At 43.9% G+C, this 21,719-nt stretch carries 17 protein-coding genes; 5 read left to right on the forward strand and 12 right to left on the reverse strand.

Features of this window, described 5'->3' with window-relative positions; translation table 11 throughout:
• Positions 1-184 precede the first annotated feature (184 nt).
• The gene (locus FPZ44_RS25265; RefSeq protein WP_144995270.1) at positions 185-1,339 is read left to right on the forward strand and encodes a S8 family peptidase; all 1,155 of its coding nucleotides are present in this window, start codon (positions 185-187) and stop codon (positions 1,337-1,339) included.
• Between the two features lie 90 nt (positions 1,340-1,429).
• On the opposite strand, the gene FPZ44_RS25270 is transcribed toward FPZ44_RS25265, so the two are convergent.
• From FPZ44_RS25270 to FPZ44_RS25315, 10 genes are all read right to left on the reverse strand, one after another.
• Positions 1,430-3,658 (reverse strand): M1 family metallopeptidase, encoded by a 2,229-nt coding sequence (locus FPZ44_RS25270; protein ID WP_186786237.1) that lies wholly within the window; start codon positions 3,656-3,658, stop codon positions 1,430-1,432.
• Positions 3,659-3,923: 265 nt separating this feature from the next.
• Positions 3,924-5,720 (reverse strand): carbon starvation protein CstA, encoded by a 1,797-nt coding sequence (gene cstA / locus FPZ44_RS25275; protein ID WP_144995274.1) that lies wholly within the window; start codon positions 5,718-5,720, stop codon positions 3,924-3,926.
• Between the two features lie 325 nt (positions 5,721-6,045).
• On the reverse strand, positions 6,046-6,879 hold the full coding sequence (locus tag FPZ44_RS25280) for an energy-coupling factor transporter transmembrane component T family protein (protein ID WP_144995276.1): 834 nt from the start codon (positions 6,877-6,879) through the stop codon (positions 6,046-6,048).
• The gene (locus FPZ44_RS25285; protein ID WP_144995278.1) at positions 6,872-8,593 is read right to left on the reverse strand and encodes an ABC transporter ATP-binding protein; all 1,722 of its coding nucleotides are present in this window, start codon (positions 8,591-8,593) and stop codon (positions 6,872-6,874) included. The genes FPZ44_RS25280 and FPZ44_RS25285 overlap by 8 nt, the downstream gene beginning before the upstream one ends.
• 49 nt (positions 8,594-8,642) lie before the next feature.
• On the reverse strand, positions 8,643-9,203 hold the full coding sequence (locus FPZ44_RS25290) for an ECF-type riboflavin transporter substrate-binding protein (RefSeq protein ID WP_261378560.1): 561 nt from the start codon (positions 9,201-9,203) through the stop codon (positions 8,643-8,645).
• Positions 9,204-9,396: 193 nt separating this feature from the next.
• Positions 9,397-10,155 (reverse strand): LytR/AlgR family response regulator transcription factor, encoded by a 759-nt coding sequence (locus FPZ44_RS25295; protein WP_144995280.1) that lies wholly within the window; start codon positions 10,153-10,155, stop codon positions 9,397-9,399.
• A gap of 2 nt (positions 10,156-10,157) precedes the next feature.
• Positions 10,158-11,915 carry a sensor histidine kinase gene (locus FPZ44_RS25300; RefSeq protein ID WP_144995282.1) on the reverse strand — a complete coding sequence of 586 codons (1,758 nt, stop codon included), beginning with the start codon at positions 11,913-11,915 and terminating at the stop codon, positions 10,158-10,160.
• Positions 11,916-12,120: 205 nt separating this feature from the next.
• A complete protein-coding gene (gene argS / locus FPZ44_RS25305; protein WP_144995283.1) occupies positions 12,121-13,800 on the reverse strand; it encodes an arginine--tRNA ligase in 1,680 nt (559 codons plus the stop codon).
• Positions 13,797-14,375, reverse strand: a complete 579-nt coding sequence (locus tag FPZ44_RS25310) for a YwiB family protein (RefSeq protein ID WP_144995285.1) — start codon at positions 14,373-14,375, stop codon at positions 13,797-13,799. The genes argS and FPZ44_RS25310 overlap by 4 nt, the downstream gene beginning before the upstream one ends.
• A gap of 133 nt (positions 14,376-14,508) precedes the next feature.
• Positions 14,509-15,033: a tubby C-terminal domain-like protein gene (locus FPZ44_RS25315; protein ID WP_144995287.1), complete on the reverse strand. Its 525-nt coding sequence runs from the start codon at positions 15,031-15,033 to the stop codon at positions 14,509-14,511.
• 327 nt (positions 15,034-15,360) lie between these two features.
• Here FPZ44_RS25315 and FPZ44_RS25320 point away from each other — a divergent pair, with 327 nt between their 5' ends.
• From FPZ44_RS25320 to FPZ44_RS25330, 3 genes are all read left to right on the forward strand, one after another.
• Complete coding sequence (locus tag FPZ44_RS25320; RefSeq protein WP_186786238.1) at positions 15,361-16,593, forward strand: copper amine oxidase N-terminal domain-containing protein; 1,233 nt, start codon at positions 15,361-15,363, stop codon at positions 16,591-16,593.
• Positions 16,593-17,732, forward strand: coding sequence for a S41 family peptidase (locus FPZ44_RS25325; RefSeq protein ID WP_144995292.1), 1,140 nt, complete (start codon positions 16,593-16,595; stop codon positions 17,730-17,732). The genes FPZ44_RS25320 and FPZ44_RS25325 overlap by 1 nt, the downstream gene beginning before the upstream one ends.
• Before the next feature lie 247 nt (positions 17,733-17,979).
• Positions 17,980-18,396 carry a hypothetical protein gene (locus FPZ44_RS25330; RefSeq protein WP_144995294.1) on the forward strand — a complete coding sequence of 139 codons (417 nt, stop codon included), beginning with the start codon at positions 17,980-17,982 and terminating at the stop codon, positions 18,394-18,396.
• A gap of 165 nt (positions 18,397-18,561) precedes the next feature.
• Here the strand turns inward: FPZ44_RS25330 and speB are convergent, their stop codons facing one another.
• A complete protein-coding gene (speB, locus tag FPZ44_RS25335; RefSeq protein ID WP_144995296.1) occupies positions 18,562-19,431 on the reverse strand; it encodes an agmatinase in 870 nt (289 codons plus the stop codon).
• 25 nt (positions 19,432-19,456) lie between these two features.
• Entirely contained in the window at positions 19,457-20,284 is an 828-nt protein-coding gene (gene speE / locus FPZ44_RS25340) for a polyamine aminopropyltransferase (RefSeq protein ID WP_144995298.1), read from the reverse strand.
• 293 nt (positions 20,285-20,577) lie between these two features.
• Here speE and FPZ44_RS25345 point away from each other — a divergent pair, with 293 nt between their 5' ends.
• The gene (locus FPZ44_RS25345; protein WP_144995300.1) at positions 20,578-21,645 is read left to right on the forward strand and encodes a hypothetical protein; all 1,068 of its coding nucleotides are present in this window, start codon (positions 20,578-20,580) and stop codon (positions 21,643-21,645) included.
• The last annotated feature ends 74 nt before the right edge of the window (positions 21,646-21,719 follow it).

Consider the following 21,719-nt stretch of genomic DNA (forward strand, 5'->3'; position numbering starts at 1 on the left):
GGGCAATTCGCTGCTCCAGCTGTGGCCTGCAGAGCCTAATAAAGCTCTACTCCATACTATGTCCTGAGTCTTCGATTGACACGGAATAAGGCCTAACTTCAATAAAAAAGGCAGCTATACCAGTCCACCCCGCTCCAAACCGCATACGATACATTCACAAGACCTGTCGGGAGGGGAATGCACATTGGATGTGTCTGTCTTTCTCCACCTATTACTTCAAGAGATCTCCTCTGGCGGACAAGGCTTACGCCCATACCTTATCGGCTTCAATGATCGAAGTCTCTACGAGCGCTGTCGGAAAGCCCTAAAAGAGCTGTGCAATACCCATCCTGCATTGGCTCACATGGAAGAAAGGCCGATTATCTCCAGCCTACGTTTTCATTTTCCAAAGGGGTTGGAACAGCGTTGGCGCCCTTTCAAACAAGCGCTCACTGTCGAAGAGGATACTCGTATGATGATCAACACCACCTTCCGCACCACTTCCACTGGGGAAAGAGGTATTCCATGGGGAGTGCGCCACATTAAAGCCCCTCATGCATGGAGTACCACGACTGGTCATCGGATTCGGATTGGAGTTATTGATACCGGAGCTGATTACCACCACCCTGATCTACGTCACTCACTCTTATCAGGAATCAATTTTGTTCAACCTGGACGCCCTCCACAAGATGATAACGGGCACGGCACTCATATCGCAGGAACGATCGCAGCAGCCAATCAAATGTATGGCATCATCGGAGTGGCGCCGCGTGCTCTCATACACCCCGTCAAATCATTTGATGAAAATGGGTCAGCCTATGTGTCTGATATCGTGCAAGGCATCGAGTGGTGTGTGCGCAACAAGCTTCACCTTATTAATATGAGCTTCGGCATGAAGACTCGCAGCAAGTCACTGCTGCATGCTGTAACTCAAGCTACCAACGCCGGCATTGCCGTAGTAGCCTCCTCTGGCAATGATGCCAAGCGAAAAACGATCGACTATCCTGCCCGCTACAGTCAAACCATCTCTGTAGGAGCTACCGATAACAGCCGCCGTATTGCCCCGTTCAGTAACCGAGGTTCCTATGTTGATATATATGCACCTGGAGACAAAATTGTATCGGCGTGGCTTCACGGCAATTATCATGAGATGAGCGGAACATCAATGGCTACTTCCCATGTAAGCGGCGCTATCGCCTTGCTGCTTGCACTTAAACCAGAATTAAAGCCCCCCGAAATTAAAGCATTGCTTCGTCGTACAGCCAACCCTATTCAACCGCTTCGCGGACGCGCTAGCAGCACCAAAGAAAGTCCAGCAGGAGAAATTGATATTGCAAGATTGCTTAATGAATGTAGATAAGCATGCTAACCAACACAAAACACCCGTCCCTGTTATCCCAGAGACGGGTATTCGTTGTCTTGCTTCATTTTTTTCTAGACGCTAGCCCTATTATTCAAAAAACTTTGAGATTGGGTTAACTTCAAATTTTTGTGCAGTCACTTTACCTTGTCCATTCATTTGGAACCATTGATAAAAATCGCTGCTAAAGTTCGATGTCTTCATCATGGTTTGCATCATAGTAGGCCAAGCTTTAGCATTTACTTGCTCTGACGTCCAGTAAATGTGCATAAGTAGGCGGTCTTTATGATAAGGATGCTTTACCATATAAACTCCTGACGTATCTTTCTGCTTCATCGCTTTGTTCCAATCCAATTGAATAGCCTTTGATCCCTTTTGAATGCCAGGCTTCAATGCTTGGATAACCGGATTATGGCGAGAACTGCCGATCGCAATAATATGACTCTTCGAAAGTTCCTTCTCCAGCTGTTTCTTCACTAACGAGCGCTCTGTTACGATTTTCGCTTCGGCCCCGCCCATTTGCATCAGGGTTTGAATCTGTTCTGCCAACTGCTTTTGTTGTTCCATCGCCTTTTTCGATACTCCATCGCTAAGCACGATCGTTACAGGCTCCCCGTTATAAGCACGGTGGTACATACGAGCAAACACTTCTTGCGGTAAGTTAGCGTTGCTTTCAAAAATTTGATCGTACGTTGACTTCATCATAAGTCCCGTAAGATGCTGTTCTTCTTCAGGAGTTAACTTATACGCATCCGAAAGATCAAAGTTGGGTTCATATAAAGATTTACGCATATGCTCCTGAATGTCTTTACCGGCAATATCTCCAATCGTTTGCAGCCAATCTGCAATCGAAGCGTTACCAAGTGCGTAACGGTTGTAGTACTCTTGCATAATGCGGTCGAAGGTTGGCTGTCCTACTTTGCGATACAACTCATACACAGCAAGACGACCGCGTTCATAGTAAAGCGGATGCGCCTCATCCCCAGCTTCATCATTATTAGAGGCAATTGCTTTTTCCGAAGGAGCCGATGCCATACGCATACCGTTAAAGCCTTGCATCTCGTCCTTCTGTTCTTCGTAGAAGTAGGAAGTTGCAAAGTTCGTTAGACCTTCATCCAAAAACCCTTCTGTCTCAGAGTCGTTACCGATAATAGCATGGAACCACTGATGTGCTACCTCATGAATAAATACGGAATCGTCTTCCACTACTGTATGATCCGAAATCTGCCCCATCTGAATGACTCGTGTATATTCAATCGCCACACCTTCTACATAGGTTTCCTGGATGCGGAAATCTTGATAAGGGTAGGCTCCAAATTTCTTTCCGAAGAAGTCGATTGCTTTCGCCGCTTGATTAATATAGCGCTCAGCAACTGCATCTTTTTCCTTGCTATCTCCGAAATAGTACATTTCAATGTTTACGCCGTTCACGTTCTTAGACTTCACTTTATAATTCGGACTAGCAAAAAACACAAATTCACGTGTCTTATCTGCAGTAGCGGTAACTACCTTTCGTCCATTGTCCGCAGCCGTCTCTTGCAGTTTTCCTGGCATGCTTACCTTGTAGTTTTCCGGCACATTCAGGCTAACTTTATAATCGGAAGACTCAAAATAGTCCGTTTCCAGTGTCTTGCTGTATGGCAACCGACTCCAATCTTGCTTTTCCTCATCATACATAGCAACAACCGGGTAGAAGTGAACGGCACTAATCAAGTCTTTATAATAAGCTAAACGCTGCATGCCAAATGGCAAATCAACGGTATAGTCGAGTTCCATAACGACTTCCTCACCTGGCTTTAAAGTCTTACCAAGCTTAACGGACAGGGATTGGTTTTTATTTTCAAAAGAAAGCTTCCCCTCCCCAGACTTATCCGTTACTCGTTTAATGTCTATGCCCCCTAGGAAGTCCGCAGGCTTCTTATTAGGATACTCCTTGGCAATTTCCTTATTGCTTGTCTGAAACATAGATGTTTGCGTATCGATTGAACGATAGGAATCCGCGAACGTATGGAACACGACTTCAGATAGTTCATCTTTCGTTGTGTTGCGAAACAAAACAGATTGTGTGCCAGAAAGTTTCATTTGTTTTTCGTCTAGTTTGAGATCAATTGTATATTGAATAGGGCTCGTCCGTTGTCCATCTTGAACGTGCTTCCCTGTGCTTGAGGATACCGTATTACTAGAAGATGTCGTCTTTACCTCTTTTACACTAGTAGATGCCTCAATTATGGATGGAGCTAGTAGAAATTGAGAAGCAATCGTAATCGATAGTAGACCTGCTGCCATTCGCAATACTCGCGATGATTTGTTCTTTTTCATAAAAAATTGACCCCCCATGTATGTCGATCTAGTTGTCGATGTAACAAACATTTTCGTTGTACTTGTTATCTTCATTATAGATGTGCCCATCATGATGTACCTTAGATTATCCTTGCAGTATGAGATATGAAACTTACAATACTGTCATGTAAGTAGCAAGCAGCTCTGGAAGCATGTCTATAAAAACAAACAAGGCATCTCCGAAGAGATGCCTTGTTTATCTAAGATGACTGTACCCGATGATATATAGTAATTTGGGGTTACACTAAGTCACAGATACTTTTTCTAGTATAGGTCGCGGTGTATTCCACATCTGTGTCCATTTCTTAATCGCAGAAATCATAATAATGATTCCAAGAACAAGCATGATGATGGACAATGCTGCGTTTAGAACGCTGTAGCCTTTTGCAGCTTCGTTCAAGTACACATTTTTAATCATCCAGAAGCCTGCATAGTTTACTGTAATGAACAAGTATGCAAGCGGGACGAGACAAGTAAGTACATACCAACGCTTATCCGCAATTTTCAAAATAACCGTCGCTCCGATAATAAGACCAATCGATGCCATCAATTGGTTCGATACACCGAACAATGCCCATACCGAGCCGATATCGCCAGAGAAGAGCAAGTAGCCCCACATGAAGCAAGCCAATGCACTTGCAAAGATTGCTCCAGGTACCCAATCTACACGCTTAAGCGGCTTGTAGATTTCTCCGAAGAAGTCTTGAATCAAGTAACGAGATACGCGAGTACCTGCGTCAATCGCTGTTAGAATGAATACTGCTTCGAACATAATAACGAATTGGAAGAAGAACGCTGCCAAGTTTTCAAACCAAGGAATTTGGGTGAAAATATACGTCATCCCTACCGCTAGCGTAACTGCGCCGCCCGTTCTTCCTTCTAGATCCAAGCCAATTTGTTGTGCCAATTCAGGCAAATGAACAACTTCCATACCGAGTGTCTTGAACACTTCAGGTGTCGAGTTAATTGCAAAGTAGTCAGCTGGCTGCAATGCAGTTGCTGCAATAAGAGCCATAATCGCTACAATACATTCTACCAACATCGCACCAAAACCGACGCTCTTTATATCGCTCCAACGGTTAATCATTTTCGGCGTCGTTCCAGAACCAACAAAGGCATGGAAACCAGAAATCGCACCGCAGGCAATTGTAATCGAGATGAACGGCCATACCGGACCAGCCAGAATTGGACCGCCGCCATTAATAAATTCGGTAACAGCCGGGAAAGGAATCGCCGGGTTAATAACAAATACACCAATAATCAAGGCGATAAATACGCCGATTTTCATAAAGCTGCTCAAGTAATCGCGTGGTGCAAGCAATAGCCATACCGGCAATGCTGCTGCAAAGAATGCGTATATCGGCAAAATGACTGCCAATGTGCTCGCATCAAGTGTTAACCAATCGCCAAGCACTGTGCCTTGAATATAAGGACCAGCGAATACACCAATCATCATTAAAATAAAACCGACTGTCGTTGCAAGCTTCAAGTTCCCTGTCTTCTTATGGAACAAACCAACTCCGATTGCAATCGGAATCGTAATCGCAACTGCAAATGTTCCCCATGGATTGTTCTCCAATGCGTGAAGGACAACCATCGACAAACCTGCCATTGTTATCGTAATGATGAACAACATCGCCAACCCTGTACAAAAACCAGCTACAGGTCCAAGCTCTTCTTTTGCTACCTCGGAAAGCGACTTTCCTTCTTTACGCATCGAAGCGAACAACACGACCATGTCGTGCACAGCTCCCCCGATAACTGCACCGACCAACAGCCAGATCAAACCTGGTAAATAACCGAACTGGGCTGCTAATATCGGTCCAACGAGCGGACCTGCTGCAGCGATCGCTGCGAAGTGGTGTCCAAAAGTCACCCATTTATTAGATGGAACATAATCTTTGCCGTCATTTAAAGCATGTGCAGGAGTTGGCTTAGAATCATCCAACTTGAGTACCTTTGCTGCCATAAATGTTCCATATAAACGATAAGCTATCATAAGAATACATATAGAACCGATTACTATCGTTACCGCGTTCATGGAGATCGACTCCCTTCTAAACTTTCTATACTTGTATTTTATGAGATGAAAATGGAAATAAAGCGTTTTCAAAATAAAATGCGCAAGATTCGCTTCCACTTGCAAAAATCGAGGGTTGAGTTGCAATAAAATTGACTTGATATGCAAATAGGTGGGGTAAGAATTGATAAAACAGCGGAAAAACAAAAAGATCGAGTTCAGGTTCCTATACGAACCCTCGCTCGACCCTTTGTATTTACAATGAAACATCTACTATGGAGCTAAATACCTAATGAGAAAATCCATCAGTGGTAGCTTCTATACTCCCATTGCAATTAAATAGTTACTATGAGTTAAAAGGATACCAGAATGTTCCGAAGCCTTGTACACGCACAGTAATGGACACAGCTAATACAATGACACAGACAATGACGATACCAATATCCGCTCTTCCCCAAGGAGAAGAGGAATACCATGTACGCTTCGCATTTTTGCCAAAGCCGCGCAAGTCCATTGCATTCGCTACTGTATCAATCCGTGCAAGCGAAGACTGCACAAGTGGAATTGCTATCGCTGCAAAATGCTTCATTCGCTGTATAAGCGTGCCCTCTCCACGTGCTAAACCCACTCCGCGCGCCTGCATTGCGTGAGAAATGCTAATGAAGTCCTTTTTCAAGTCAGGGATGTAGCGAAACGCAATATTAAATGCATAGGCAATTTTGTACGGTACCCCTAAACGGTTCAAGCTGCCCGCAAAGCGAGTCGGATGTGTCGTATAGACAAACAGTATCGAAATAGGCATCAACGACATATATTTCATTGATAATGTTAGGATATAAAATACGGTCTCTAGCGTCAGCACTTCATAGCCTAAGTCAATAAGTACGGTCGTCGTCCCGTTCACTTCACTTCCATATGCAGGCGAGACGAGTATCGTAAATATAGAGTTGAAGATATTAAATACGATAATTACCCATACGAGCAACCTTATTCGCTTCCAAGGCAGCTGCGCACTCATAAGGAGTACAAGCCCAATGATGAAAAGTACAATAAAGACACGAATGTCCTGAAACAAGAAGACGATTACTGTCCAGGCAAGCAGCATAATCAGCTTAACAGCACCGTCTAATCGATGGAACAATGTATCCCGCTCGATGTACAGCATTCCCGCTTTACTCATGCTCACTCACCTGCTTCTTCCGTTTCTCGTACTGGATAAAGTGACGCACCAACGCTTCAGGAGTTGCCACTGCAGTCGAACGAGAAAGCATGCTCAAAGATGTCTCCTTTAAGTTCGCACGCTTCATGATCTCCGTGTCGGTCAGCACACTTGCTGTAGAACCTGACGCAATAATCTCGCCATTGCAAAGTACAGCTGCTCGTTCTGTATACTCTAGTGCCAGATGCATATCGTGAGTAATAAAGAGTAATGAGACGCCTCGCTCCGCTAATCGCGATAGGAAGTCCATAAATTGCGTATAATGCTTAAAATCTTGACCAGCCGTTGGCTCGTCCACAATAATCAGTTTTGGCTCCGTCACCATAATAGAAGCGATCGTAACCCTCTTCTTCTGTCCGTAGCTAAGCGCAGATACAGGCCAATCACGATAACTGTACAAGCCGCAAATACGCAGCACTTCTTCTACTTTGGCTGTAATTTCTGCCTGAGGCACTCCTTGTATACGCAGTGCCAAGCCGACTTCATCCCTGATCATCGTTTGGGTAATCATATGATTGGGATTTTGCATCACATAACCAATCTGCTCGCCAAGGCGGCGGATCGACCATTGACGAATGGACTCTCCGTTAAGAAGAATATCACCTGATGTCGGTGTAACCATGCCCGTCAGCAGCTGAGATAAGGTCGTTTTTCCCGCTCCATTGTTACCAAGCAACGCAATTCGTTCGCCTGCTCCAATTTTTAATGAAACACCTTTAATCACTTCAGTGCCTTCCCCATAGGCAAAACGAACATCTTGCAGTTCTGCCAAAGGAACGGGTTCATGTTCATGCGGCGAGTTATCGCTCACTTCAATCCATTCTCCAAGTGCTCGACGCACTTGCTCATTGTCACTCAATTTTTCCAAAGAAGATGGCTGAGCATCTGGCGTAAGCCCACAGCCCGCATACTTCAATGCCGAAATATACAAAGGCTCCCGAAGCCCATTTTCCTGCATAACATTCGATGAAAGAATCTCATCCGGCGTACCAACAGCAACGATTCTACCTTCTGCCATCACAACAATTCGGTCAATTGGCTGTTCCAGTACATCTTCAATTCGATGCTCAATGATAATGACCGTCTTGCCGCTGTCGCGGTGAATGTCATCAATTAGTTTCATCGCATGTTTACCGCTCGCAGGATCCAGATTGGCCAACGGCTCATCAAACAGCAGAATATCAACTTCCATAGACATGACCCCTGCCAAAGAAACACGCTGTTTCTGGCCGCCAGACAGTTCATGCGGACTTTGATTCATGTGCTCCTGCATATCAACCATGCTAAGCGCTCGGGCCACCCGCGGTTTCATCTCCTCGGGAGCAACACAATCATTTTCGAAAGCAAAGGCGACATCTTCATCAACCGTCAATCCAATGAACTGACTATCTTGATCTTGCAATATTGTACCGACACTGCGGCTAATCTCAAAAATGCTTTGCTCTGCCGGACAGCAACCCTTCAACGTATAATCGCCTGATATTTTCCCTTTGTGGGCGAATGGAATTAGCCCATTGATACAATGGGCTAACGTGGATTTGCCGGAACCGCTCGGGCCAGCTATTAATATTTTTTCCCCTGGGTAAATATCGAGGCATATGTCATGAAGGGTAGGCTCAGCCAAGCTACTATATTGAAAGCTGAATTGATTAAAAGAAAGAATGGATTCTGCCATCTTATTCATTGCCCCTATTTGCCTTTATTCAAGGATTACTGTAATCCTATTACTTTGATACTTTGAGATTGGAATTGCTGCGATTCATTTTCAACAATCCAAGTACAGCACCAACGCCTAGAATGACATGCACGGTGATGTTAGACAAAGAAGCCGCTATAAATTGCAACAACATTTTATCTGGCGCTTCTCCAAACAGATAAATATCAAGTACGCTAGAAATGCCGAATCCGACGATCAATGCCAACGATCCAACAATAGCTAGAGTAGCAATATTCCCTCCAGTTGCGCGCCCTTCTTTAATACTGAATGACTTGCTCATGAATACGAGTCCCATACCGAGACCGCTAATCGCCGATCCCAATACCCATGACCACCAAATCGTGCCAGAAGATAAATCAAACACAATGTGACCGATAGCTCCGCTCAAAAAACCAACGATAGGACCAAACAAAGCTCCAAATACCGTCAAGATTGCAATGGCTGGACGCAGTCCAGTCTGTGGTGCCACCGGAATGGAAACCCAGTTAAGCAAACCGTACAATGCAGCCCCGATTCCAATCGCAACAACAGTCCTCGTGTCCAAGTTGAAAATGGATTGCTTCATCATCTTCACCCTTTCTTCTCCAATATGGATTTATCGCGCGCCTGCTTGAGCAGGTAGCATCTTTTGATATTACAATCTATATGCCACTCTAGTTGTACATAAAACAAGCCACTGCCTTCTATGGGAAGTGGCTTAGATTGCAAGCATTATTATAGCAAGGCGCGTGTAATTATGCATCAATATTTTGCTTGATCTCCTATAGACCAAGCTTCTGCTTCAAGTCTTTCACATACGTGCGGCTGACCGGTATACTTGCACCATCTTTCATCTTCATCACATACGTAGAATGGAACCAAGGTTCAATTTCTCTTACATAGTCTACATTGACTAAATAGGAGCGATGAACGCGAAGCATAGAAGGATGATTCAGCTTGCGCTCCAGCACCGTCAATGCTTCACTTACTTTGTATCGCTGCCCTTCCGTCACGACGACAGCCTTACCTTCTTCCGATTCAATAAAAATAATGCGGTCAACATGCAGTACCGCAATTCGCTCATCTACTGTCACAGCTAATCGCTCTGTTCGCTCAAGAGTTTTAGAAGCTGCCGAGACAGACGAGCCGCTAGCCGCAGCAGGCTGAGACGCAGGAACAGCTAACCGCTGAGCAAGTTTCTCCACCGTCTGTTGTATACGCGCCTCTTCGTATGGCTTTAAGATGTAATCTGTAGCATTCAACTCAAATGCCTTCAGGGCATATTCATCATAAGCTGTTGCAAATACGATCGCAGATTGGCATCCGTCTTCTTTGAGTCGTTCTGCAATCTCAATGCCTGTTGCATCCGACAGCTGAATATCGAGGAAGATCACATCAGGCGTTGTTTCCTGAATGCCATCCAGCGCCTCTTCATACGACTCAGCTTCTCCTACAATGTCCACGCGCTTCGTTCTGCGAAGCAAATACATGAGCTCATCCCTTGCTAATGGCTCATCATCAACAATAAATGCTCTAATCACGCCTATGCACCTTCCTTAGTGTCATCTCGTGGCAATCTTATGACAACGGTAGTCCCTTCTCCTTGTCTGCTATCCAGCGTAAAAGTAGCCTGACTGCCGTATATTTCTTGAATTCGACTTCGTATATTAACAAGTGCCGTTCCGGTTCCTTCTTGTGAAGGTACCACTTCTCGACCAAGCGCACCGATAGCATCTGTCGAAATCCCCTTGCCGTTATCTTCGGTTATAAGCACCATCGTATCTCTCTCCGCTTCCGAGCGAATACGAACATGCCCTGTTCCTTTAAAGCCTTTGCCGAAGCCATGCCTCACTGCGTTCTCCACCAGCGGCTGTAAGGTAAATGGTGGTATGAGCACTTCCTTAAAAGAAGGATCAATACAAAATTCAACTGTGTACTTACCTGGAAAGCGAGCCTGCTCCAGCGATAAATAAGCTTCTACATGTTCCAGCTCCTTATGAAGCGGAATGAGCATCGATCGAGCACCCTGAAGATTGCTGCGGAAAAAGACACTGAGCTGCTGCAGCAGCTTGCGAGCCTGTTCCGGGTTTGTTCGACAGAGTACCGAAATGGTATTAATCGCATTGAATAAGAAGTGTGGATGTACTTGCGCTTGCAGCGCTTTAATCTCAGCATCCTTTAACAATCTGCTCTGCAGCTCTGCTTCTGCCAATTCCAACTGATTGGAGAATAGCTTTCCTAGGCCCTCCGCAAGCTCTTTCTCGACTTGATCTAGTCGAGATGGACTTTTGAAGTATAGCTTCAACGTGCCTACTGTCTTGTTCCGTACATAAAGCGGTATAACATATGCCCCGTGGAGTGGACAGTGGCCACTAGAACACTGAATCTCTTCGCGAGAACATGCCTTGTGCACAAGCCCCTCGTCCAATACTCGCCGAGTTAGTTTTGTTGTGATTGGCTGCAAAGCGATATGATGATCAGCACCGACGCCTACATGGGCGAGGATTCGTGTTCTATCCGTAATCGAAATGGCATCCGCATTCGTTTCTTTCAATATAATAAGCGCCGCTTCGCGGCAAGAGCTTGCATTCAAGCCTTGACGAAAATACGGTAGAGTTTGATCCGCAATGTGCAGTACCTTATGCGTTTGCACGGCTCTGGAACGTTCTTCTTCTTGAAAAATGGATTGGATAATCGTCATGAATAAATACGTTCCGAAGCCATTTACCACAATCATCGGTACAGCGATAACCTGAACAAGTGCAAATGCCTCCGTTGACGGTGCCGCTACTAGCAAAATAATACCCATTTGGGCACATTCCATCAAAATACCGATCCCGGCTGCATGCCAAGGCGCATGCGGATTGCGGATCCGAAATTTTCGTGCGATGAATCCGGTTACAACACCTGCCGCAATGGTGGAAAAGGCACAGGCAATGGCCGTGAATCCTCCTAGGAACAAGCGATGCAAGCCTGCAATCACACCGACACCCGATCCGACAAGCGGCCCTCCTAGCAAACCACCAATTACGACACCCATAATTCGGGTATTCGCAATCGCACTATCCGGATCAACAGCTACATTCCATGCTTGCGAAGATACGAGCTCATTGTATATATGAACCCCTGTATAGTTACTAACAACGCCAAATGAACCAAACACGACAATGAGCAGCACTTTTTCTTTCCAGCCATGCTCATAGTGAATAATCCGTCGGAAAGACTTCATCCGAGATAGGACGAAGGCGATAATAAGCAAGATACCTACTCTCTCTAGCATAAGAGGAAGTAATTGTAACATCGAATAGGCACCCCCGTGCTTCTATTTACATTCTGTGACTTCATTATACAAGAACAGGACAAATGCGAGGAGGTCAAACTACAGGAGATATATGACAGGGGATATATGGAATGAGAATGAATAATAAAAACGGTACCACCATTAAGGTGATACCGTCCGTTACATCATTCTATAGAAGTACTAGCCCGATGCTAGAATTTATAAATTACATACGATCTGGAGCGGATACACCCACAAGACGAAGAACGTTCGCAATAACCGTACGAACTGCACCGAGAAGTGCCAAACGAGCTTGCGTTTGCTCTGCATCTTCTGTAATTACGCGCTCTGCCTTGTAGTAGCTGTGCAGCATAGATGCTAGCTCATATACATAGCGGATTAAGCGATGCGGTGCATAGTCACGTGCTGCAACTTCGATTTCCGCTTGAAGCTCACCCATCTTGCGCAGCAAGTCAAGTTCATGCTCAGCTGTCAATGTGCTGAGATCAACTTCACTTAGCGGCTTCAAAGCAACACCTTGCTCCTCTGCTTGACGGTAGATGCTGCAAATACGAGCATGTGCGTATTGTACGTAGAAGACAGGGTTGTCGTTGGACTTGGAGATTGCAAGGTCCATATCGAAATCGAGATGAGAATCTGTCGAACGCATCGTGAAGAAGTAACGAATTGCGTCTACGCCTACTTCATCCATCAAATCTTCCATCGTTACGGCTTTACCCGTACGCTTAGACATCTTCACTTTCTCGCCGTCCTGGAACAAGCTTACCATTTGCGCTACAAGTACGATCAATTTATCCGGATCATTGCCAAGCGCCTCCATAGCTGCTTTCATACGCGGAATATAACCATGGTGGTCAGCACCCCAGATGTTCATAACACGATCGAAGCCACGAGCATATTTATCACGGTGGTAAGCGATGTCCGGCATCAAGTACGTGTAAGTACCGTCATTTTTAATCAATACACGGTCTTTGTCATCGCCATACTCTGTCGTACGCAACCATGTAGCATCGCCTTCTTCAAACACTTTTCCGCGTGCTTTCAATTCGTCCAACGCCTGCGTAATTACGCCACTCTCATACAACGAAGTCTCGCTGAACCATACGTCGAAGTTAACTTTGAAACGTGCCAAATCGCGTTTAATTTTGTCTAATTCTTTCTTCAAACCGAACTCACGGAAGAACTTTGTGCGCTCTTCTTCTGAAAGCTGAAGCAAACGATCGCCTTCTTGCTCTACCAGCTCTTGAGCAAAGCCTTTAATATCTTCACCGTGATAACCATCTGCAGGCATCTCTGCGTCAAGCCCAAGCGCTTGCTTGTAGCGACATTCAAGAGACAAAATCAAGTTTACAACCTGATTACCAGCATCATTAATATAGTATTCGCGTGTTACCTCATAACCCGCGAAGTCTAGTACGTTACAAATTGCATCACCAACAGCTGCACCACGAGCATGGCCTAGGTGAAGGCTTCCTGTTGGGTTCGCACTAACGAACTCCATTTGTACACGTTGTCCTTGACCTGCCGTAATACGACCGTAGTTGTCGCCTTGTTCCGCTACTTCTTTTACTACATCGTACAAATAGCTCTTGTTCATACGGAAGTTAATGAAGCCTGGGCCTGCAATTTCCGCGCTCTCAATGGAAGCTGCAGCTGTATCCAAATTCTCGATAATCGCCTCTGCGATTTGACGAGGATTGCGCTTGGCAATACGAGTAAGCTGCATCGCTACGTTTGTAGCCAAGTCACCATGCGTCTTATCTTTTGGAAATTCTATAACAAATGCAGGCATTTCCTCACGTGTTACGATACCTGCCTTCAAAATCGCCTCTTCAATAGCCTTTATAACCCCTTGATTAATCCGTTCAATAACTCCTGTGCTCATATTCCATGCTCCCTCTCTGATGTGCTCGGCCAATTAAATGTCAATTGCAAAGCAAATTGGCCAACGCAGTCTTCTTCTATATATAAATCGTATGCCCATGCGACATACTCTGGTAAATGCGCAATAACTCCGTTCTTTTCAACAGCTTGATCACGTCGTGTCCACTGCTTTGTGTCCGTAACGAGTGGAAATCGCAATGCAGCAGAGCGATAGTAGCCGTTCAGACGCACATTCGGCGTAAAAGACATTTCCGATTCCACGACCCCGCGTCGAGTCAGCTTCCATTCATTCGCACTAAGCTTCAGCATCACATTCGTAGCCGGTACTGCTTGGACCTGATCTTCTGCCGTTCCAGCTGAGCTACTTCGTCGCTTGACCGCCTGAGAACGATCCTCTTCAGCAGCCAAGACGGGCTCCTCATATCTAATGTAGATATGATTGCCCTTGCAGTATACGTCCGCATCCACAGTATGCTCAACTTGTTCCTTATTCTGCACACTCTTAATCGTAAGATGGGTGCGATATTTGTTCGCTGCCGCCGGATTCCCGTTCGACAAGTTCACCTTGTCTGCCATCGTGTAACTCCCATTTCCTTAAATAATCTGATTCCATCAATTATCCGGGAAACGACCGCAATTTGCAACCTCTTGGAGGCTTTTGTAGTCCATTTCTACCTTACTGCCTATAATGCTCCAAAATGGCCATACGTTAGGTTCGAAGCGAATAAAGATAATACACGCATGCTATCATCCGAACATCTACTTCTTCCGTATGATTCTTTATCGTAATCGTAATAGGAGGGAGCATTTTATCATATGTAATTTCTGCATGGAGCATATCCGATTCATCTCGCAAGCGCATAATTCGATCGCCTAGATCTTTCGTAAAACTAAATCTTTTTTCTTTATATTGTAATTCATAACGGATATTTGTCTTTATTTTCGTCTTATCTGAGATAAGGCTGATTTCCCCATCCGCATGCTCTATTTTCCATTCAGCGCCAATCAATTTTGTGAGTGGGGTAATATCAACAACATTTATCATAGAGCCGCCATCCACATGAAACGCTTCGAGGTTCACTTCGTATTCATTTATAATATGATCAACAACACGCATCCATTTATTTTTATGATATCTCTGCATAGAGCCAATTCTATTATTATTCTCATCCAAAATTTCTATTTCTTTTGTGCTCTTTTTGTAAAAATGTGACTTATATGTATAAACAGCCATTTCATCTCCACCTCTTCCAAGATATAAATTGCTGATTTCTATGTATATTACTAGACATAACAAGCGAATCGATACAGATACCTCGTTTAAAATATATTTAACTCTACGAATATTAGGTAATAATTTTTGTATTTAATAGATTTTTAACCTATTTCATCATATTTCCTGATAAAATAAGTTGGTAAATTAAACCTTAATTTTTCAACTTATATATTTTGCTTAATGAAGAAGACTTACTCTATTTCATGTCATAACATAACATGAAACTAGTATTTTGGGATATTTTTCATGAATATATGCGCATATATCTTAATTGGAGGGGACATCATGTTCAACGTCAGCATGAAGAAGACCGTTACTGCTGCCACACTAGCAATAGCCATCGCTACTGGAAGCTTGACCGCAAGTGCAGCACCTAGCATCATCATTAACTACAATCAATCTACGACTAGTGAAGTAAATCCGATTGTCAAAAATGGAGTTTCCTTAGTTGAAGTACGCCCGCTCTTGCAGCAGCTCGGCTATAAGCTCAAATGGAGCACAACCAACAAAAGCCTAACAGCAAGCAACGGTTCACAAACCGTCGTATTCCAAACGAATACAGCGAAAGTGAAGCAATATAAGGGCAATGTGGAGACTAACCATAAAATGCTTGCCCCTGCTACGCTAGTAAAAGGCCAGCTCTATGTCCCGCTGCGCTCTGTGAGCGATATCATTGGGCTTGAACTAAAATCCAATAGTGCTAAACATACATATACCCTGCATGATCAACAAGCCGCAGCACTAGAAGAGAGAAGACTTAAAGAAACAAAAGACTTCTTCACCAAATTAGCTTTGTATGAGAATAGTGGCGATCGAACTGCTTACCTGAACATGTTCGACAAGCAATCTCACTTCTACAAGCTAATGGAGAAGAACCAGAATCAATATAGCCACAAACTTATTAAGTCAAGCTATGAAGATGTATCGATTGCAGATGTGAATGAAAATGGTGTTTCCGTCAGTGCAACCGTCGTTTCCAGTGTTTATAACGGGGATCAAGCAGTTGCATCTATGACTATGCCTTCTTCATTTTTATTGAAGCTAGGTAAAAACGAAGAATCGCTGGAGAGCATTATTTCTATAACGCCGAATCTCGTTTCCTATCAACTAAAAGAGGGCTGGGAGAAAACGAAAGTAACCTTGCCTGAAGCAGATCAGCAAGCGTTTAAAGATGTAGCTAATATCGTCATAGAGTCCATTAACAGCGAGAACTGGGATAAACTGAACAGCCTGTTCACAGCTGATAATTATCTTGTAAAAATGATGTTCTCGAGCAAATTCAAAACATTATTTGCACAAGTTGATATGAAAGCTGAGCTTAAACAGCAGGTTGTGCTTGCCGCAGATGATAAACATGCCTTCTTCGCAACAGTCGAGAAATATACCATGTTGAATCAAACGGATACACCACCTATGGAATCAACTATGCTCTATTCGTTGGAGCGAGGGGAAGATGGCAAATGGAAAGTCTCTTCCATCGACGAAATCTCAACTACGGTAATAGGCGGTGAATTATAATGAAACTTCGTTCCATGCGCACGATCATTAGCTTCGTCCTGACATTTACCTTATTAACAGGTGTATTCGTTATTCAACCTGATCAGGCATATGCAAATACAGAGGCAGCCTCAACTTCTCTAGAAGTTAAAAAAGAAGCTGCAGGGCTCATTGAAGAGCATTACGGCATCACATTTACAGACGAGCAAATTAAAAACAGCACGATGCAAGAATTAGCTGCTACGCTAAAAGATCCATTCTCCCGCCATATTACGGCTGAAGAGTGGGAGCAAATGAATAACTGGTCTGAGAGTGAAGAAATGGCTCATATCGGAATTACATTTGCAAAGCTGCAAGGTCAATACCGCATTGTTACAGTTACTCCAGGGTCTACTGCTGAACAAGCAGGCCTTAAGCAAGGAGATATTATCGTTTCTATCGATGGAAAAGCTGTAAAGAATCAAACGAAGCAAGACATCTTCTCTGTTTTATTTGGCAAAAAAGATTCGTCGATTAAATTCGTCGTACAACGTGGTAAGGACAAATTGACGAAGACAATTAAGCGTGCTGTTCTTCCGATGGCTGCTGTAGAAGGCCAAATGCTGGACAAGCGCACAGGCTATATCCGCATCTACACCTTTATGGATCAAATGGTGTATGAGCAATTCGAAGCACAATGGAATGAACTGCGCAAACAAGGCATGAAATCTGTCATTCTCGATCTGCGCTACAATACAGGCGGATTGATGGAAGAAACGAGACAAGTAGCTTCCTTGCTGCGTGACAAAGGCGTGTTTACTTACTACAAGAGTCCAGCAGGGTTGGTGTCTTCTTCTACCCTTGATAAAGGCAAGAAGCCTGATTACACGATGACTGTGCTTGTAAACGAATATACAGCAAGCTCATCAGAAGCTCTTACAGGCTTCCTGCAAGGTTATGATCTAGCAACTGTCGTAGGTACAAAAACATACGGTAAAGGCGTTATGCAAATGCCTTATGAGCTGAGCGATGGGTCTTACTTGATGTTGACGACGCAAGAGTTCTTTGCACCAGACATGACCAAGATTCAACAGAAGGGCCTTCAGCCAGATACGATTTCAAATGAGAAAAAAGCCGAGCTAAACCGTTTGCTTATCAATTCCGGGCTAATGAAAATATAAAAAGATAAAACAGCCCTTAATACGTCTCCTAATGAAGAATTTACAAATAGACACAATGCGCCCAGCATTCCTCTTCCAAGATGGATATGCTGGGCGTTTTCATTTGCTTTAAACTCTATTTATATCCTACTTATATCTCTCTAGTGATACCCCCCTATGAAAATCATGCAAATATATTAGATTATCAGTCCAATCCCTTACCAATCTAAATGCATTTACTATAAGCAGTAAATAAGGAGGGATTCAGATGAGCCATACACTGAATACGAGAGTAGTTAGACCAAGAGGCTCGATCCGATTTGGCAGAACAGTAAAGGCTAAGAACGCAGGGGTTGTTATACCTGAAGACGTAAATAAACAATCAATAACCGTAACTCCCGATGATGCAGAAGCTACACAAAATCTCGGCAACGGGTTCTATCGTTTTTCGTACACCTATGACATTGATCCAAACTCGTTCTTTACATTCTTCTTTAACGGGAGAAATATAGGTGGAAGAAACTACAAACCTGTCAGTGGTGGATGGTGGGTTGAAAATAACTTAAGAGACATCTTATATGTTACAACCAACTATTCTTCTGGCGATTATAATTGGGTTACGTCTCTCTTCAGCCCTTACAACTATACAAGATCCGCACAATTCGTTATTATCGCTAAACTGTAAGCCGACTCCTACTTAAATAAGTAGGACAGCACGCAGTAGGCTGCCCTATCCCCCTCTTGATAAGGGGCAGCCGCTTTCTCTTACTACTTCAAACTAAAAAACCACCTTCCTGCTATACAAATAAGATGCATAGTCGAGAAAGGTGGTTAAGATTACGTTAGATTATTATTTTACGAAACCAAGCAGCATTTCACGAATAAGTTTGCTCGCTGCAATCTGTGTTTGCTCCGTTGGATCATAAATCGGCGCTACTTCAACCAAGTCGCAGCCGATAATGTTCGCTTCCGAACCAGCAATAAGATGGATCGCTTCCAGCAACTCTTTCGTCGTGATTCCGCCAATTTCCGCCGTACCTGTACCAGGTGCGCAGCTAGGGTCAAGTACGTCGATATCGATCGTTACATATACCGGACGACCAGCAAGCTCAGGAAGTACTTTACGCAAAGGCTCAGCTACTTCATACGGATAGAAATTGATGTTCTCGCGCGCATACGCCCACTCCTCACGGGAACCAGAGCGAATGCCGAACTGATAAATATTTTTGCTGCCAATCAACTTCGCTGCCTTAAGCAGTGGTGTTGAGTGAGACAACGGCTCACCTTCATAATCTTCACGCAAATCAGCATGCGCATCGATATGAATAATCGCGAGATCCGGATACTTCTTGTATACTTCTTGAATGACCGGCCACGAAACAAGATGCTCGCCGCCAAGTCCAACTGGGAACTTGTCGTCTTTCATCAAGCCCGCTACATACTCTTGAATAACATCCAAGCTGCGTGCCGCATTACCAAATGGCAACAGCAGATCGCCAGCATCGAAGTATGTTACTTCTTCCAAGCTCTTATCGAGATAAGGGCTGTATTCTTCTAATCCAACAGATGCTTCGCGAATACGGCCAGGGCCGAATCGGGAGCCAGGACGGAATGATACCGTATAATCCATCGGCATACCATAAATGACTGCTTTGGATTCCTCGTAGTTGTCAGAGCTTAGAATAAATACGTTACCCGAATATTTTTGATCTAATCTCATCGTCGTCTTCTCCTTTGCGCTCCGCTTACTTCGTCAAATCTTCAACGAACTTCGGCAAGCAGAATGCTGCATGGTGAAGGCGTGAGGAGTAGTATTTTGTTGGCATATCAGGGATCGTAGCCGCATCCACTTCAAGCGGATCATGCGTCTTACTTCCCATTGTGAACGTCCACAAGCCGCTTGGGTAAGTTGGAATGTTCGCGCCGTATACACGTACGATCGGGAAAATTTCCTTTACGTCACGGTTAACTTGCTGAATCAAGTCCGCTTTGAACCAAGGGTTGTCCGTCTGTGCAACGAACAGGCCGTCCTCTTTTAATGCTTCATAAATACCTTGGTAGAAACCACGCTCGAAGAGCGGTGCTGCAGGGCCTACAGGCTCCGTAGAGTCTACCATGATAACATCATACTCGTTTTTGCTGTTCAAAATGTGCATATAGCCATCGTTTACAATGACTTCTACACGAGGATTGTCCAACTCGCCAGCGATTTCTGGCAAGTACTGTTTGGAGTACTCGATGACTTTGCCATCAATTTCAACAAGTACAGCCTTCTCTACAGAAGGGTGCTTCAAAATTTCGCGAATAACGCCGCCGTCTCCACCGCCCACAACGAGCACTTTCTTCGGATTCGGATGCGTCACAAGCGCAGGGTGAGCGACCATTTCATGATATACAAACTCGTCTTTTACTGTCGTCATGACCATGCCGTCCAGTACGAGCATTCTGCCGAATTCTTCGGTCTCCACCATTGATAAATGTTGGAATGGCGTCTGTTCATCTACATAAGTCTCGCGAACCTTTGCCGTAATGCCGAATGCCGGCGTTTGTTTCTCCGTAAACCACAATTCCATAACAATCAACCTTCTTTCTTCGGGTGATGGTATCGTTGGTCCCAGTTAGAAATGCTCGTAATGGTTCAGGTGTAACATTCGTAACACTTCATCTCCAATTTGCACCAAACAAAAGCTATTATATAGAATCCCCCCCAAAAATCAACCATTTTATATAATTTGCAGGAAATGTTTATCATTACACGACCCGAAATTTGTAGTAAAGTGGAAAACGCTATCCACTATGTACCTTAATAAATAGAGCTAGCGATCCGTAGTTTATATTTACCACTTAAAAAGGAGATTAATACACCATGTATAACTGTAAAAAGTCATTTCTCTGCACACTTGTCTTAGCACTGATCCTGAGCTTTACTATCTCCACCACTTCAGTCTCGGCTGAATCGACCTCTTATCAAGATGAATACGATGAAGGTATCGATATCTCCAAGTTGGATAAAGAATACTTGAACGCTGCTGAGCAAGCCCTAAAGAACTATGGGAATGGCAAAACCTTCACTCTGAGCCGGGCTTACAAACTTGATTGGATAGAAAACAAAACAAAAATGTCATGCTGGTACCTAGAATCAAAGAGTAAGGATGCTGTCATCATACTTGATAGAAAAACAGCTAAAATAGTATCGATTAAATTAGAGTTCTCCAAGAAGGAAATCTCAAGCCCTGCAGCTGTTACCTTCAAATCAGCAAACGAGTTGATTCAAAATCTCGCACCACCCAGATTTAACATCGAGAAAGCCTATTTTGAAAAAGATTTTCTAAGCAAAAAAGAACACATACAGATAGTGGATTCTAGCACTTATATGGGACAATACCTAATTATGAAGCATGATTTAAAAAGCAATGAAGTAAGTACTGCCTATCAGTTCATTCATCCTATACATACCCTCGATAATAAATATCGACAAACTGCTGAGGTGGCCATTGGACACCTCACACCAAAACAACCGGTACCTTTTAACTATGCAGTGCGTACCAATGACAAGAACGGGATAGAATATTGGAACTTTCAAACCATCGTAAGTTTGGATGAAGAAGAAGGAGATACCAACGAAAATTATATCGTTTATTCAGGGAACGAGCTGCAATCGGTCTACATTCATGGTGAGAGTGGAAAAGTACTTTCAGCCGGCCTTTCCAACGTCCTTTATTTTAAAGGCCTAGATAACAAATACACGAAAGAAGAGGCAGTCCAAGCTGCCAAGCCTCTGATTGATAAGATACTTGGCGTTGATATTACCGGGTATACAGCCTTCTTTGACAAGAAAATGTATCAATTGAGTCTGTATAAGAAAGACGGGGTTATTATCCATGTTCAATTCAATGAATCCTTGAACGTGAATCAAGTAGAGTTTGGTTTCTAAACACAGGAATAATCACGAATATATGCAGCAGAAATGAATATCCTTAATGTTCCTATTCCATACTGATTACTAAG

This window comes from Paenibacillus agilis (assembly GCF_007786455.1).
In the GTDB taxonomy this organism is placed as follows: domain Bacteria; phylum Bacillota; class Bacilli; order Paenibacillales; family Paenibacillaceae; genus Paenibacillus_B; species Paenibacillus_B agilis.